This window comes from Sphingomonas sp. NIBR02145, from assembly GCF_027359115.1.
Lineage (GTDB): Bacteria > Pseudomonadota > Alphaproteobacteria > Sphingomonadales > Sphingomonadaceae > Sphingomonas > Sphingomonas kyeonggiensis_A.
In genome coordinates this window covers 619180-633831 of sequence record NZ_CP114791.1, presented here as the reverse complement: position 1 = coordinate 633831, position 14652 = coordinate 619180, and the positions used below count along the sequence as shown (strand labels likewise).

Annotated in this window: 15 protein-coding genes; 7 read left to right on the top strand and 8 right to left on the bottom strand. The window is 66.2% G+C overall.

What is annotated here, in order from left to right:
- The first annotated feature begins 287 nt into the window (after positions 1-287).
- The 5 genes from zwf to eda all read left to right on the top strand — a co-directional run bounded on the left by zwf (position 288) and on the right by eda (position 6241).
- The gene (zwf, locus tag O3305_RS02945; RefSeq protein ID WP_184166846.1) at positions 288-1745 is read left to right on the top strand and encodes a glucose-6-phosphate dehydrogenase; all 1458 of its coding nucleotides are present in this window, start codon (positions 288-290) and stop codon (positions 1743-1745) included.
- 150 nt (positions 1746-1895) lie between these two features.
- Positions 1896-2603: a 6-phosphogluconolactonase gene (gene pgl / locus O3305_RS02940; RefSeq protein ID WP_184166849.1), complete on the top strand. Its 708-nt coding sequence runs from the start codon at positions 1896-1898 to the stop codon at positions 2601-2603.
- 111 nt (positions 2604-2714) lie between these two features.
- Positions 2715-4535 carry a phosphogluconate dehydratase gene (gene edd / locus O3305_RS02935; protein ID WP_184166852.1) on the top strand — a complete coding sequence of 607 codons (1821 nt, stop codon included), beginning with the start codon at positions 2715-2717 and terminating at the stop codon, positions 4533-4535.
- A 132-nt stretch (positions 4536-4667) separates the two neighbouring features.
- The gene (gene glk / locus O3305_RS02930) at positions 4668-5636 is read left to right on the top strand and encodes a glucokinase (RefSeq protein ID WP_269575070.1); all 969 of its coding nucleotides are present in this window, start codon (positions 4668-4670) and stop codon (positions 5634-5636) included.
- 14 nt (positions 5637-5650) lie between these two features.
- Positions 5651-6241, top strand: a complete 591-nt coding sequence (gene eda / locus O3305_RS02925) for a bifunctional 4-hydroxy-2-oxoglutarate aldolase/2-dehydro-3-deoxy-phosphogluconate aldolase (RefSeq protein ID WP_269576437.1) — start codon at positions 5651-5653, stop codon at positions 6239-6241.
- Positions 6242-6281: 40 nt separating this feature from the next.
- Here eda and O3305_RS02920 read toward each other — a convergent pair whose 3' ends face one another.
- Positions 6282-6569, bottom strand: a complete 288-nt coding sequence (locus O3305_RS02920; RefSeq protein WP_493111764.1) for a GIY-YIG nuclease family protein — start codon at positions 6567-6569, stop codon at positions 6282-6284.
- A 160-nt stretch (positions 6570-6729) separates the two neighbouring features.
- Here O3305_RS02920 and O3305_RS02915 point away from each other — a divergent pair, with 160 nt between their 5' ends.
- Positions 6730-7158 carry a group III truncated hemoglobin gene (locus tag O3305_RS02915; protein ID WP_269575069.1) on the top strand — a complete coding sequence of 143 codons (429 nt, stop codon included), beginning with the start codon at positions 6730-6732 and terminating at the stop codon, positions 7156-7158.
- Between the two features lie 21 nt (positions 7159-7179).
- On the opposite strand, the gene O3305_RS02910 is transcribed toward O3305_RS02915, so the two are convergent.
- From O3305_RS02910 to fabD, 7 genes are all read right to left on the bottom strand, one after another.
- Positions 7180-8787, bottom strand: coding sequence for a S10 family peptidase (locus O3305_RS02910; RefSeq protein WP_269575068.1), 1608 nt, complete (start codon positions 8785-8787; stop codon positions 7180-7182).
- Positions 8788-8899: 112 nt separating this feature from the next.
- Positions 8900-9811, bottom strand: coding sequence for an endolytic transglycosylase MltG (gene mltG / locus O3305_RS02905; RefSeq protein ID WP_269576435.1), 912 nt, complete (start codon positions 9809-9811; stop codon positions 8900-8902).
- A gap of 109 nt (positions 9812-9920) precedes the next feature.
- Complete coding sequence (fabF, locus tag O3305_RS02900; RefSeq protein ID WP_184166864.1) at positions 9921-11180, bottom strand: beta-ketoacyl-ACP synthase II; 1260 nt, start codon at positions 11178-11180, stop codon at positions 9921-9923.
- 166 nt (positions 11181-11346) lie between these two features.
- Complete coding sequence (locus O3305_RS02895; RefSeq protein ID WP_086129474.1) at positions 11347-11595, bottom strand: acyl carrier protein; 249 nt, start codon at positions 11593-11595, stop codon at positions 11347-11349.
- Positions 11596-11695: 100 nt separating this feature from the next.
- Positions 11696-12232 carry a hypothetical protein gene (locus O3305_RS02890; RefSeq protein WP_269575067.1) on the bottom strand — a complete coding sequence of 179 codons (537 nt, stop codon included), beginning with the start codon at positions 12230-12232 and terminating at the stop codon, positions 11696-11698.
- A 29-nt stretch (positions 12233-12261) separates the two neighbouring features.
- A complete protein-coding gene (gene fabG, locus O3305_RS02885; RefSeq protein WP_269575066.1) occupies positions 12262-12999 on the bottom strand; it encodes a 3-oxoacyl-[acyl-carrier-protein] reductase in 738 nt (245 codons plus the stop codon).
- 50 nt (positions 13000-13049) lie between these two features.
- Positions 13050-13985 (bottom strand): ACP S-malonyltransferase, encoded by a 936-nt coding sequence (gene fabD / locus O3305_RS02880; protein WP_269575065.1) that lies wholly within the window; start codon positions 13983-13985, stop codon positions 13050-13052.
- Between the two features lie 211 nt (positions 13986-14196).
- Here fabD and O3305_RS02875 point away from each other — a divergent pair, with 211 nt between their 5' ends.
- Positions 14197-14535 carry an RcnB family protein gene (locus tag O3305_RS02875; protein ID WP_184168302.1) on the top strand — a complete coding sequence of 113 codons (339 nt, stop codon included), beginning with the start codon at positions 14197-14199 and terminating at the stop codon, positions 14533-14535.
- Positions 14536-14652 lie beyond the last annotated feature (117 nt).

Below are 14652 nucleotides of genomic sequence, written 5' to 3'. Positions count from 1 at the left end.
GACAAGTTCGTCATCCCGGCGAAAGCCGGGATCTCATGCCGTAGCGCGGGGAAGGAGCCGCACGAGATCCCGGCTTTCGCCGGGATGACGGTTTTCCGATGCGCGGCGGCGAGCGCACCGCCCGTCCGCGCGCACGATTTCTTTCCTCCCCACCTCGCCGCGAGCAATCTTCCGCCACTCCGCTTGCCGCTGCCACCGGTTACCCTATCTAGAGCGCTCCACCCGGCCTTGATCTTTGCGCGCCATTGGTGTCTCGCGGGCCCGAAACGACGATTAAGAGGCGATCCATGCGACAGCCCGCGGGCAAACTGCTTTTGTTCGGCGCCACCGGCGACCTTTCCCAGCGGATGCTGCTCCCCTCGCTCTACGGCCTGCATGCCGATGGGCTGCTGCCCGACGGCCTGACGATCACCTGCACCGCGCGCTCCGAATATGACGATGCCGGCTTCCGCGGCTTCGCCCGGGAATCGCTCGAGAAATTCCTGCCGGCCGACCGCAAGGATGACAGCGCTGTCGCCAGCTTCCTGGAGCGGGTCTTCTACCAGCGGCTCGATGCCTCGAAGACCGAGGGCTTCGCCGCGCTGGCCGAGAAGCTGGGCGACATCTCGGACGGGCTCGCCATCTTCCTGTCGACCGCGCCTTCGCTGTTCGGCCCGACGATCAAGGGGCTGCAATCGGCCGGGCTGACCGGCGACAATGTCCGCATCGGGCTGGAAAAGCCGCTGGGCGTCGACCTCGCCTCCAGCCGGATCGTCAACGATATCGTTGCCGAAGCCTTCCCCGAGGACCGCACCTTCCGGATCGACCACTATCTCGGCAAGGAGACGGTGCAGAACATCCTGGCGCTGCGCTTCGGCAATTCGCTGTTCGAGCCGGTGTGGAACGCCCAGGGCATCGAGAACGTCCAGATCACCGTTTCCGAGACCGTCGGCCTCGAAGGCCGTGCGGGCTATTATGACGATGTCGGCGCGCTGCGCGACATGGTGCAGAACCACATGCTCCAGCTGCTCGCGCTGATCGCGATGGAGCCCCCTGCCCGCTTCGACGGCACTTCGGTGCGCGACGAGAAGGTGAAGGTGCTGCGCTCGCTCCGCCCGATCGCCGGGGCCGATGTGCCGAACCTGACCGTGACCGGCCAATATGGCGGCGGCGCGGTGAAGGGCGAGATCGTGCGCTCCTACGACACCGACCTGGAGAAGAGCTCGGACACCGAGACCTTCGTCGCGATCAAGGCGCATGTCGACAATTGGCGCTGGCACGGCGTGCCCTTCTACCTGCGCACCGGCAAGCGGCTGGCCGAGCGCCGCAGCGAGATCGTCATCACCTTCAAGCCGGTGCCGCACTCGATCTTCGAGGATCGCGGCGGCGCGCTGAAGCCCAATGTGCTGGTGATCCGCCTGCAGCCCGAGGAATATATCCAGCTGCTGGTGATGGCGAAGGAGCCGGGCCTCGACCGCGACGGCATCCACCTGAAGGAAGTGCCGCTGAACCTCAGCCTCGAGCATGAGTTCGCGGGCAGCCGCCGCCGCATCGCCTATGAGCGGCTGTTCCTCGACCTGATCGAGGGCGACCCCACGCTGTTCGTCCGCCGCGACGAGGTGGAGGCGCAATGGGCGTGGATCGATGCGATCCGCGAAGGCTGGAAGACCGGCAATGTGAAGCCCAAGCCCTATGCCTCGGGCAGCTGGGGCCCGAGCGCCGCGATCGCGCTGACCGAGCGCGACGGGGTGACGTGGAACGAGTAGGATTTTAGGGGACCGTCACCCTGAACTCGTTTCAGGGTCCAACGCGCCACCGGCGACGGTTTCCCGAGTGGAGCCTTGGGTGCTGAAACAAGTTCAGCATGACAGTGATTTTTGGGCCAGGAATACCCACCTGAAACGCAAGGAACGAACATGACGACCGAAATCGAATGGTGGGACTATGAGAGCGCCGACGAGATGGCCGATGCCGTCGCCGGCGATATCGGCTTCATCATCGAGAGCGCGATCGATGCGCGCGGCGCGGCGGTGATCGCGCTGGCCGGGGGCAAGACCCCGCTGCCGATCTACGAGAAGCTCGCCAAGGCCAAGATCGACTGGAAGCGCGTGACGATCATCCCGGGCGACGATCGCATCGTGCCGCTGGGCGATCCGCTGTCGAACGTCACCGCGATCGGCAAGATCTTCATCCCCAAGGGCGCCCGCGTGCTCCCGCTCGTCTCGGACAAGGCACCCGACTACAAGGCGGCGGGCCGCTCGGCCGACGCGCTGCTCCAGGACGTGCACTGGCCGCTCGACCTGTGCCTGCTCGGCGTGGGCGGCGACGGGCACTGCGCCTCGATCTTCCCGGGCCCCGATTACGACGAAGCGCTGAACGGCCCCAAGGAGCGCCGCGCGCTGGGCGTGATGCCCGATCCGCTGCCGCCCGAGGCGCCGGTTGCCCGCGTGACGCTGAGCCGCGCCGCGATCGTCTCGGCCCGCGCGCTGATGATCGCGTTCACCGGCGAGGCGAAGAAGGACGTGCTCGAGGCCGCGATCGAACAGGGGGCCTCGTCGAGCTACCCGGTCGGCCGCGTGCTCGCCGATGTCGAGCTGCCGGTGGATATCCACTGGGCGAACTGAGGCTTGCCTGATCCCCGGTGAATGCCGGGGGCCAGGGTCACAAGCGACGCAGCCGAGAAACCCTGGGCCCCGGCTTCCGCCGGGGAACGGTAGTGTAAATGGAATGAGTATATGACCCTGCACCCCGAAATCGCCGCCGTCACCGACCGGGTGATCGAGCGCTCCAAGGCCAGGCGCCGCGCCTATCTCGCGCTGCTCGATGCCGAGCGCGAATCGGGGAATGACCGGCCCAAGCTGGGCTGCGCCAACCTCGCCCATGCCTATGCCGGCACCGACGAGCAGCGCGAGCAGATGAAGGCCGGGCGCTCGATGAACATCGGCATCGTCAGCGCCTATAACGACCTGCTCTCGGCGCATGCGGTCTATTATCGCTATCCCGAGCAGATGAAGATCTGGGCGCATGAGGCCGGTGCCACCGCGCAGGTGGCGGGCGGCGTGCCGGCGATGTGCGACGGCGTGACGCAGGGCTATCAGGGCATGGAGCTGTCGCTGTTCAGCCGCGACACGATCGCGCTCAGCACCGCGGTCGCCCTCTCGCACCGCACCTTCGAGGGCGCGGCGCTGCTCGGCATCTGCGACAAGATCGTCCCGGGGCTGCTGATGGGCGCGCTGCGCTTCGGCCACCTGCCGATGGTGCTGATCCCGGGCGGGCCGATGAAGTCGGGCCTGGCCAACAAGGAAAAGGCCAAGATCCGCGAGCTCTATGCCGAGGGCAAGGTGAGCCGCGACGAGCTGCTCGACGCCGAGATCGCGGCATACCATTCCAAGGGCACCTGCACCTTCTACGGCACCGCCAATTCGAACCAGATGATGATGGAGGCGATGGGCCTGCACATGCCGGGCGCCGCTTTCGCCAATCCGGGCACCAAGCTGCGCCAGGAGCTGACCCGCGCCGCGGTGCACCGCCTGACCGAGATCGGCTGGAACGGCGACGACTATCGCCCGATCGGGCATGTGGTGGATGAAAAGGCGATCGTGAACGCGGCGATCGTGCTGCTGGCGACCGGCGGCTCGACCAACCACCTGATCCATGTGCCGGCGTTCGCGCGGGCGGCGGGGATCACGATCGACTGGGACGATTTCGACCGGCTCTCGCGGATCGTGCCGCTGCTGACGCGGGTCTATCCGAACGGCTCGGCCGATGTGAACGGCTTCGAGGATGCCGGCGGGCCGAGCTTCGTGATCCGCGAGCTGCTCGGCGCCGGGCTGATGCATGGCGACACGCTGACCGTCGGCAAGGGCGGCATGGCGGACTATGGCCGCAAGCCCGAGATGGCCGGCGACACGCTGGTGTGGACCGAGCATGGCGAGAAGAGCGGCGACGACACCATCGTGCGCACTGCGTCCGATCCCTTCTCGAGCGAGGGCGGCTTCCGCATCCTCAAGGGCAATCTGGGCCGGGCGTGCATCAAGGTCTCGGCGGTCGAGCGCGAGCGCTGGACGATCGAGGCGCCGTGCCGGGTCTTCGCCGACCAGCTCGAGGTGCAGGAAGCGTTCAAGGCCGGCGAGCTGGAGCGCGACGTGATCGTGGTGGTTCGCTTCCAGGGCCCCAAGGCGAACGGCATGCCCGAGCTGCACAAGCTGACGCCGCCGCTGGGCGTGCTGCAGAACCGCGGCTTCAAGGTCGCGCTGGTCACCGACGGGCGGATGTCGGGCGCGAGCGGCAAGGTGCCGTGCGCGATCCATCTCAGCCCCGAAGCGCTGGGCGGCGGCCCGATCGCCAAGCTGCGCGACGGCGATGTGGTGCGGCTCTGCGCCGAGAGCGGCGAGCTGAGCGCGCTGGTCGACGCGGCGGAATGGGAAGCGCGCGAGCATGTCGCCGCGCCGCCGCCGGCGATCGGCACCGGCCGCGAGCTGTTCGCGATGCTGCGCCACCACTGCGACGAAGCCGAAAAGGGCGCGTCGGCGATGCTGGCGGAAGCGGGACTGTAAGACCCGGACCGCACCCCGGCCACGGCCGGGGTGACGGTTATCCTTTACTTCTGCGTCGCACGCGGGAAGAAGGGCCCGGCCGGGTATGGCAACGTTGACAGACCCAGGCGGATGAGAGGATCAGGAGCCCGAATGGAAGTCGTCGCGGTCGATATCGGGGGCACGCATGCCCGCTTTGCCGTTGCCGAAGTAGCGGAGGGCCGCGTCGTCTCGATCAGCGAGCCGGTCACGCAGAAGGTCGCCGAGCACCCCAGCCTGCAGCTCGCCTGGCAGGCCTATGGCGAGGAACTCGGCCGGCCGCTGCCCAAGGCGGCGGCGCTGGCAGTGGCCTCCCCGGTGGGCGGCGAGATCATCAAGCTCACCAACAATCCCTGGATCATCCGCCCCGCGCTGATCCCCGACCGGCTGGGCGCCGACACCTGGACGGTGGTCAACGACTTCGAGGCGATCGGCCACGCCGTCGCGCAGATGGGCGACGAGCATTTCCTGCACCTGTGCGGGCCCGACCAGTCGCTGCCCGACAAGGGCTCGATCACCGTGTGCGGCCCGGGCACCGGCCTGGGCGTCGCGCAGGTGTTCCGTCACCGCGCCGGCTATGACGTGATCGCCACCGAGGGCGGGCATAGCGACTTCGCGCCGCTCGACCCGATCGAGGACGCGCTCGTGAAGCGGCTGCGCAAGATCTACAACCGCGTCTCCAAGGAGCGCGTGGTAGCCGGCCCGGCGATCGTCTCGCTCTACGAGACGCTGGCCGAGCTGGAAGGCAAGCCGGTAAACCGGCTCGACGACAAGGCGATCTGGGGCCTCGCGCTCGAAGGCAAGGACGAGCTGGCGGTGGCCGCGCTCGACCGCTTCTGCCTGAGCCTGGGCGCCGTCGCGGGCGACCTGGCGCTGAGCCACGGCCCCAAGGGCGTGGTGATTGCCGGCGGTCTGGGGTTGCGACTCAAGGACCATCTGTTGCAGTCGGGCTTCGGCCAGCGGTTCATCGCCAAGGGCCGGTTCCAGGGGCTGATGTCTTCCATTCCGGTGAAGCTCATCACGCACCCGCAGCCGGGCCTCTACGGCGCCGCCGCGGCATTCGCGCAGGAGCATGCCCTTTGAATATCGAAGCCATCATGAAGACCGCGCCGGTGATCCCGGTGCTCGTGATCGAAGACGCCGCCACGGCAAGGCCGCTGGCGGAAGCGCTGGTGAAGGGCGGCCTGCGCGTGCTCGAGGTGACCTTGCGCACCGAAGCGGCACTGGAAGCCATCGCCGAGATGAAGAAGGTCGAAGGCGCGATCGTCGGCGCCGGCACGGTGGTCAACACCGACCAGTTCGAGCAGGTGATGAAAGCCGATGCCGAGTTCATCGTCTCGCCGGGCCTGACCGATCGCCTGGGCGACGCGATCACCCGCAGCGGCGTGCCGTACCTGCCTGGCGTCGCCAATGCAGGTGACATCATGCGCGGGCTCGACCTCGGCCTCACCCATTTCAAGTTCTTCCCGGCCGAGACCTCGGGTGGCCTGAAGGCCCTGAAGGCGCTCGCCGCGCCCTTCTACCAGTGCAAGTTCTGCCCGACCGGCGGCATCACGGCGGCGACCGCGCCGGAATGGCTGGGCTTCGACCCGATCCTGTGCGTCGGCGGCTCCTGGGTCACGCCCAAGGGCGCGAGCTACGAGCAGGTCGAGACGCTGGCACGCGAAGCGGCTTCGCTGGGGCGGTAAACAACCGTCATCCCGGCGAAAGCCGGGATCTCAAGCGGCTCTATTCCCGAATGTCGTCGAACAGATCGCGCCATTCGGGATTGGAGCGCTCGATCAAATCGATCTTCCATTCGCGCTTCCATTCCTTGAGCATCTTCTCGCGGCGGATCGCGTCGTCGATTGTGTCGTGGTGCTCTGCGAGGACGAGTAGCGTCAGGTTGTATCTGGCACAGAATTTGGAACCTCTACCTTCGCGGTGTTGCTGGATGCGTTGCGCAAGCGACGCCGCGACTCCGATGTAGAGAACCCCGCGCGACTTGTTGGCCATGATATAGGTCCAGCCGGCCACCGCTCCCCTCCATCGCCTGAGATCCCGGCTTTCGCCGGGATGACGATATCGTAGCTCTGACTGCGTGTCTGGGACGGAATGTCCCATTTCCGTTTTGCGTCGGCATCCCCAGATAGCCGCCATGGAAAAGACCGGCACGCCCTCCCCCCATGCCATCCAAATGCGAGACGAGAAGCGGCGCGCGGCGGCGGAGATGGGGATCGACGATGCGTTCGTCTCCGAGCTGGTCGAGCGCTTCTATGCACGCATCCAGGCCGATCCGGTGTTGGGGCCGGTCTTTGGCGAGCGGATCACGGACTGGGCGCCGCATCTCGCCCAGATGAAGCGTTTCTGGCGCTCGATCCTGTTCAGCAGCGGCGAGTATCTGGGGCGGCCGATGCCGCTGCACCTGGCCATCCCCGGGCTCGACAAGCCGATGTTCGCGCGCTGGCTCGACCTGTTCGGCGCGACGCTGGCCGAGATCGGCGGCGGGGATGCCGCCGAGCATGTCCATGAGCGCGCGCGGATGATCGCGAACAGCTTCCTCAACGGCATCGCCATCCACCATCACGGCAAGATGGGCCTGGGACCTGGCGAAGGGTTCGCCTGAGCCCCGGATCAGGCTCCAGCGTCAGTTCTTGCCCGCCTTCGCCTCCGGACGCGCGGGCGGGCTGCTCGAGGCGGCAGCGCGCAGGGCATCGTCATACCAGGTCGAGAGATCGCGGTGCATCTGCGGCAGCGTTTCCGGGTTCAGATACACCATGTGCCCAGCATCATAATAAGTGAACCGAATGTTCTTCTGGAGCTGCTGGTCGAGCAGCATGTGGCTGACATCGAATTCGGCGCCGTAAAAGGGCGTGGCGAAATCATAATAGCCGTTGATAAACAGCACCTTGAGGTACGGATTGGTGCGCATCGTATAGGCGAGATCAACGGCGCTGTCCGGTGCGAGATGGGTGCCGTCCCCCGGCGCGCGGTGCTTCCAGTCCCATTCGAATCCGGGGCCCCGCGCGCTCATGCGATAGGGCATGTCGGTCTTGTAGCCGAGCACGCGGGCCGCATAGTCCTGGAAGGTCGCGACAAAGGCGCCCGAGACCGCAGTCGACGAGGGATCATCCTCGGGACTGTCGGCATTGGCGTCGGTTACGTTCAGCAGATAGCGCGAATCGAGCCGGCCCACGGCGACACGGCGATCGCGCAGCAGCTCGGTCTGGAAGCGCGGCAGCGTGAGGCGCAGGTCGGCGCGCAGGATATAGGCCTCGCTGATGCCGGTATAAGCGGCCATCTTCGCTGCGACGGCGGCCTTTTCCTCGGGCGAGATCGTCGATCCCTTGGCCAGCGCGGCGGCATAGGCGCCGCTGGTGAAGGCACGGACCTCGTCGAGGAAGGCACGCAGATCGGCCGGGCGGTTCTGCAGACGGTTATGATACCAGGCCGTCGCCGCCATCGTCGGGAACAGCGTCAGGAAATTCTGGTCATAGCCCGGCTGGCGCACGCCATAGTTCATGATCGTCGAGAACTGGACGATGCCGTTGAGGCTGAGGCCCGCCGACTCCAGCTTCGCCGCGACCACCGGGTTGCGCAGCGTGCCATAGCTTTCGCCGAACAGGAATTTGGGCGAGGCCCAGCGGTTGAACTTGCTGGTGTAGCGCAGGATCGCGCGGGCAAAGCCGTCGGCATCCTGATCGACGCCCCAGAAGTCCTTGCCTGTCTTGTCGCCGAGCGGCCGCGACCAGCCTGCGCCGATCGCATCGATGAACACCATGTCGGTCTTGTCGATCAGCGAATCGGGATTGGGGCCGAAGCCATAGGGTGCGGGGCGGATATATTCGGGATTGGCGGTGGTGACGCGCACCGGCGCGAAACTGCCCATGTGCAGCCAGATCGTCGGCGAGCCGGGGCCACCATTGTAGAAATAGGTGACCGGGTGCGCACCCTTGGCGCCGTCACGGGTATAGGCGGTGTAGAAATAGGAAGCGGTCGGCTTGCCCTCGTCATCGCGGATGGTGAGCGTGCCGGCGGTGGCGGTATAGGCGATGTTCTGGCCACCCACAGTCACAGCGCCATGGCTGACCGCGCTGGCTTCCTCGACCGGCGGACGCGCCCATGCCGCCTCGGCCTCGGCCTTCATCTGCTCGCGATAGCCCTGCCCCTTTGCCGCCGGCTGCTCGGCCTTGTCCTGCGCCCAGACGGGAGCGGCAGTGGCGAGCAAAAGGCTAGTCAGGACAAGGCGGCGCATGCGGTGATTTCCCCGGTTTCGTGGCGATTGCGAAACAAGGTTCGCATGGGGTTGCGGGGGAGGCAAGCAGGGTTCCCCAACCCTCTCCCGCCTGCGGGAGAGGGAAAGGCGATCACATCTCCCCGCGCGCGCGGCGGATAGCGTACCACTTCTGGACGTTGGCATTGTGCTGCTCGAGCGTGTCGGCGAACACATGGCCGCCGGTCCCGTCCGCGACGAAGTACAGCGCCGAGGAGGTCGCCGGATCGAGCACCGCGTCGATGCTGGCGCGGCCCGGATTGGTGATCGGACCGATCGGCAGGCCGGTCTTCTCATAAGTGTTGTAGTCGTTCTTCGCGTGCACTTCGGAGAGCAAAGGACGACGGCCGAGCGGCTTGCCCCGGGTGATCGGGTAGATGAAGGTCGGGTCCGCCTGGAGCATCATGTTCTGACGCAGGCGGTTCGAATAGACCGCGGCAACCGTCTTACGCTCCTCGGGCTTGCCGGTTTCCTTCTCGACGATCGCGGCCAGGTTGATCGCCTCTTCGGGGGTGTTGACCGCGATGCCCGGCTTGCGGGCCTCCCAAGCCCTGGCGAGATAGGTCGCCATCGCCTTCTGCATACGATCGAGCACCGACTGGCGGGTGTCGCCGCGATTATAGGCATAGCTGTCCGGCAGCACCGAGCCTTCGGCCGGCACCTGGATCTCACCGCTGAGCTGCGGCGCCTTCATCAGCGCCTCATAGACCAGGATCGAGGGCGTGCCCTCGGGGATCGTCACGAAGCGCTGGAGCGTCTTGCCGCCCTGCATCATCTTGAGGATGTCGGACTGGCTGAGATGCGCCGGCACGCGATATTCGCCCGCCTTGATCGGATCGCTGCTGCCCAGCACCTTGGCAAGGATCAGGAACTGGCGGGCCGAGCCGATCGCCCCGGCCTTTTCCAGCTCGGTCGCCGCGCGCGACAGGCTGGAGCCTTCGGGAATCAGGACCGAGACATTCTGCTTCGAAGGCCCCGCCCCGCCCCAGAGCTGGAGCACGGCCATGCCGAGCGCGACCAGCACCAGGATCGCGACCAGCAGCGCGCAGCCGCCCAGACGCCGCTTGCGAGGCTTTCGGACGGGCTGTGCGGCAGCTGCCGGCGCAGGCGTGTCTTCAGACAGCCTTCATCACCAGGCTGGCATTGGTGCCGCCAAAGCCGAACGAGTTGTTCAGCACGGCCTTCACCTTGCGTTCCTTGGCGACGTGCGGGACGAGATCGACGCCCGCGCAATTCTCGCTCGGATTGTCGAGGTTGAGCGTCGGCGGCACGATCTGGTCGCGCAGCGCCAGGATGCAGAAGATGCTCTCCACCGCGCCGGCACCGCCGAGCAGGTGGCCGATCGCCGACTTGGTCGAGCTCATCGACAGGCCGCCGATCGCGTCACCGAACAGGCGGCGGACCGCACCGAGCTCGAGCTCGTCGCCGAGCGGCGTCGAGGTGCCATGGGCGTTGATGTAATCGATGTCCGACAGCGCCAGGCCCGACTTCTTCACCGCCATCTGCATCGAGCGGAACGCGCCCGAGCCTTCCGGATGCGGCGCGGTGACGTGATAGGCATCGCCCGACAGGCCATAGCCGACCACTTCGCAATAGATCTTCGCGCCGCGCGCCTTGGCGTGCTCATATTCCTCGAGCACGACCACGCCGGCGCCTTCGCCCATGACGAAGCCGTCGCGGCCCTGGTCCCAGGGGCGGCTGGCCTTGGTGGGGTCGTCACGGAAGCCCGTGGAAAGCGCGCGGGCCTGGCCGAAGCCGGCGATGCCGATCGGGCAGACCGTGCTCTCGGCGCCGCCGGCGAGCATGATGTCGGCATCGTCCATCGCGATCATGCGCGCGGCGTCGCCGATCGAGTGGGCGCCGGTCGAGCAGGCGGTGACCACGGCGTGGTTCGGGCCCATCAGGCCGTACTTGATGCTGACCTGACCCGAGATCAGGTTGATCAGGCGGCCATGGACGAAGTGCGGCGAGACGCGCTTCGGGCCCTTTTCGGCGAGCACGAGCGATTCGCTCTCGATGCCCGGCAGGCCGCCGATGCCCGAGCCGATCGAGCAGCCGGCGCGGAATCGGGTCGCCTCGTCCATGTCGAGCAGACCGGCATCCTCGATCGCCTGGCCGGCGGCATCGATGCCGTAGATGATGAAGGGATCGACCTGACGCTGGATCTTGTGATCGACGCGCTTGCCGGGATCGAAGCCATATTCATGGTCCGGACCCTTCACTTCGCAGGCATAGTTGCTCTGGAAATCGGTCGCGTCGAAGCGCGTGATCGTGCCCGCGCCGGACTTGGCGGCGATGATATTCTTCCAGGCAGTCTCGACGTCCGCGCCCAGCGGGGTGACGAGGCCAAGGCCGGTGACGACTACACGGCGCATCCGATTTCTCCGTCAAACTTCATAATATCGCGCATGAAAGCGGCTTAAACGCCTGTTTTCACCGCCAAAACAAAACGGCTCCCCGCCCAACTCTTTTCGAGCCCGGGACGGGGAGCCGCTGGATTCTCAAGCTCGGCCCATAAGGGCACGATCGCCTGGAGGGCGATCAGCCCGCCTGATGCTCGGAGATGTAGGAGACCGCGTCGCCGACGGTGCTGATCTTCTCAGCCGCGTCGTCGGGGATCTCGACACCGAATTCCTCTTCGAACGCCATCACCAGCTCGACGATGTCGAGGCTGTCGGCGCCCAGGTCATCAATGAAGCTCGCCGTCGGCGAAACGTCGCCTGCGTCGACACCGAGGTGATCGACGACGAGCGCAGTCACGCGGGTGGTGATCTCTTCCTGAGTGGCCATGGTCCCTGTTTTCCTTTGTAGCTAGGGGCTCAATATCGTTGGAACGCACCTAGATCGCACATGGTGCCGTTGCAAGAGGGTGCGCGCACCGGCTTCGACGTCAGGCTTCGGAAAACTGCCAGACCGAGTAGCGCACGGTGCTGAGAAACAGGAAATATTTGTTGAGAAGCGCGGCGTTGGCACGCGTCTGCTTCGCTTCGTCGGTGACCGAGGCGATCACCAGCTGCTGCATTTCCTGGTTGGTAAGCGGGCGGTTGCGGGCGTCTTCGGGCAGCGCGTCGAACTGCGATTCCAGCTCGCCGACGTTGAAACCCTGCGCCGAAACGAAGGTTTCCGCGATCGGCAGGCCGAGCTTGGCGAGCGTATAGACCCGGGCGGCTTCCAGCGCCGCATCGGACCATTTGTTCGCGTCCGCGCATTCCTTCGCGGCGATAGAAATGCCGCTGCCCACCGCTGCATCATAGGTAGGGCGCACGGCGACGCCCTCCCCCATGTTGCGCGTGACATCGCCGGAGATCTGCGCCTGGAGCGCGGGCTTCAGCTTGCCGATCACGCAATCGATGGTGGCGAGGTCGGCGGCATGTGCCGGGGCCGCGAAGGCTATGGCCGCAAGGGCCGCGAATCCGAAAATACGCATAGAATTCAAACTCCAGCCCCGGACACGGTTTACAGCATCGCCATGCCGCCGTTCACATGCAAGGTCTGACCGGTGACATAGCCGGCTTCCTTGCTTGCGAGATAGACGACGGCAGCGCCGATATCCTCGCCGGTACCGAGATCGCCCGCCGGAATGCGGGTGAGCAGCGCGGTCTTCTGCGCTTCGGGCAGCACGTCGGTCATCGCCGAGCGGATGAAGCCCGGGGCGACGCAATTCACCGTGATGTTGCGGCTGGCGAGCTCCTGGGCGACCGCCTTGGACATGCCGACCAGGCCGGCCTTGGAGGCAGCATAGTTGGCCTGGCCCGGGTTGCCGGTCGCGCCAACGACGGAGGTGATCGAGATCACCCGGCCGAATCGGGCCTTCATCATCGGCTTGGCGGCAGCGCGGATCAGGCGGAAGGCCGCTTCGAGGTTGACCGAGATCACCTGATCCCACTCCTCGTCCTTCATCCGCATGGTGAGGTTGTCGCGGGTGACGCCGGCATTGTTGACAAGGATATCGAGCTTGCCGAGCGCTTCCACCGCCTGGGGCACCAGCGCATCGACCTGCGCCGCGTCGGACAGGTTGCAGGGCAGCGCGACATGGTCGCCGCCGAGCTCGGCGCGGAACGCCTCGAGCTTCTCGACATTGCTGCCGGACACGGCGAGCCGCGCACCCTGCGCGGCCAGCGCCTTGGCGATCGCCGAGCCGATACCGCCCGAAGCGCCAGTGACGAGTGCGGTCATGCCAGTGAGGTCGAACATTTGATTCTCCTATTCCGCCATCCCGTCGAAAGCCGGGATGACGGCCAAAATTACAGGCTCTTCGCCAGCGCCTCGATGTCGTCCATCGTCACCACGCTGACCGGGGCCGCGTCCGGGGTGATGCGCTTGACCATGCCGCCCAGCACCTTGCCGCCGAACTCGACATAGTCGGTCACGCCCGCCGCGAACATCGCCAGCACCGATTCGCGCCAACGGACCATGCCGGTGACCTGCTCGACGAGCAGCGCGCGGATCGTGTCGGGGTCGGCGACCGGGGCAGCGGTTACATTGGCATAGACCGGCACCAGCGGCGCCTGGAGCGTCACGGCGGCGAGCGCTTCGGCCATCGCATCGGCAGCGGGCTGCATCAGCGGGCAGTGGAAGGGCGCGGAGACCGGCAGGAGCAGCGCGCGCTTGGCGCCCATTTCCTTGGCGATCGGCAGCGCGCGCTCGATCGCCTCGCGGTGGCCCGAGATCACCACCTGCGACGGATCATTGTCGTTGGCGACGGTGCAGACCTGGCTCTCGGCCGCGGCGTCGGCGATCGCCTGGGCCTTCTCGCGGTCTGCGCCGAGAATCGCGGCCATCGCGCCGACACCAACGGGCACCGCCGCCTGCATCGCGTCGCCGCGGATGCGCAGCAGCTTCGCCGTGGTGGCGAGATCGAAGGCACCGGCGGCGCAGAGCGCGGTATATTCGCCGAGGCTGTGGCCGGCGACGAAATCGGCCTTGTCGGCCAGACGAATGCCGCCTTCCTTCTCGAGCACGCGCAGCACCGCGATGGCATTGGCCATGATCGCCGGCTGGGCATTGGCGGTGAGAGTCAGTTCGTCCTCGGGGCCTTCGCTCATCAACTTGAAGAGATTCTGGCCCAGCGCGTCATCGACTTCCTGGAAGACTTCGCGGGCGGTGGCGCTTGCTTCGGCAAGGGCCTTGCCCATGCCGACGGCCTGGCTGCCCTGGCCGGGGAAGATGAAGGCGCGCATGTGTCTCTCCTGTCAGCGGCTGCGTGCGATTGGGGCCGCGCGTTAGGCCTGCACCATCCGCGAGGCAAGCGCCAAGCTGAACGGACCGGACAGGATTGCGAAACATTGCGACCATTTCGCAATGCCGGAGACAAACGTCTGCGACACGCCATCCCCAGATTGCCCTCAACGCCGAAACAACCCGGCGCCAGAAGAACTAAAGAGGAGCGCAATCATGAAGAAGTTCATTCTCGCCGCCGTCGCCATGTCGATGGTCGCCACGCCGGTGCTCGCCGCTGCCCCGCAGCAGCATGGCCGCCCGCCGGCGCACCAGGTGGTCACCAAGAAGAAGGTGGTCGTCACCAAGCAGGCCTATCGCAGCAACTGGCGCAAGGGCGAGCGCTTCGACAGCCGTCAGGCGCGCAACTACCGCCAGATCGACTATCGCAAGTATCGCGGCCTGAAGGCCCCGCCGCGCGGCTATCGCTATGTCCAGTCGGGCAACGACGCGGTGCTGGTCGGAATCACCTCGGGCATCATCGCCGCGGTGATCGCGGGCGCGATCCGCTAAGCAAAACGCCGAAAGCGTTCATGAAACGGCAGGGCCATGCCTGCCGTTTTACATCTGCAACACGAATCCGACTCCTCGTTTCGCTAGCGTTAGTGTTATGGTTAACGCGTTCGACTG

Excerpts from the sequence above, each read along its gene's own strand:
- O3305_RS02890 (WP_269575067.1), bottom strand. The coding sequence starts at position 12,232 with ATGCGTATTTTCGGATTCGCGGCCCTTGCGGCCATAGCCTTCGCGGCC.
- zwf (WP_184166846.1), top strand. The coding sequence starts at position 288 with ATGCGACAGCCCGCGGGCAAACTGCTTTTGTTCGGCGCCACCGGCGAC.
- fabD (WP_269575065.1), bottom strand. The coding sequence starts at position 13,985 with ATGCGCGCCTTCATCTTCCCCGGCCAGGGCAGCCAGGCCGTCGGCATG.
- fabG (WP_269575066.1), bottom strand. The coding sequence starts at position 12,999 with ATGTTCGACCTCACTGGCATGACCGCACTCGTCACTGGCGCTTCGGGC.
- edd (WP_184166852.1), top strand. The coding sequence starts at position 2,715 with ATGACCCTGCACCCCGAAATCGCCGCCGTCACCGACCGGGTGATCGAG.
- mltG (WP_269576435.1), bottom strand. The coding sequence starts at position 9,811 with ATGGCCGTGCTCCAGCTCTGGGGCGGGGCGGGGCCTTCGAAGCAGAAT.
- O3305_RS02895 (WP_086129474.1), bottom strand. The coding sequence starts at position 11,595 with ATGGCCACTCAGGAAGAGATCACCACCCGCGTGACTGCGCTCGTCGTC.
- eda (WP_269576437.1), top strand. The coding sequence starts at position 5,651 with ATGAAGACCGCGCCGGTGATCCCGGTGCTCGTGATCGAAGACGCCGCC.
- glk (WP_269575070.1), top strand. The coding sequence starts at position 4,668 with ATGGAAGTCGTCGCGGTCGATATCGGGGGCACGCATGCCCGCTTTGCC.
- pgl (WP_184166849.1), top strand. The coding sequence starts at position 1,896 with ATGACGACCGAAATCGAATGGTGGGACTATGAGAGCGCCGACGAGATG.
- O3305_RS02910 (WP_269575068.1), bottom strand. The coding sequence starts at position 8,787 with ATGCGCCGCCTTGTCCTGACTAGCCTTTTGCTCGCCACTGCCGCTCCC.
- fabF (WP_184166864.1), bottom strand. The coding sequence starts at position 11,180 with ATGCGCCGTGTAGTCGTCACCGGCCTTGGCCTCGTCACCCCGCTGGGC.
- O3305_RS02915 (WP_269575069.1), top strand. The coding sequence starts at position 6,730 with ATGCGAGACGAGAAGCGGCGCGCGGCGGCGGAGATGGGGATCGACGAT.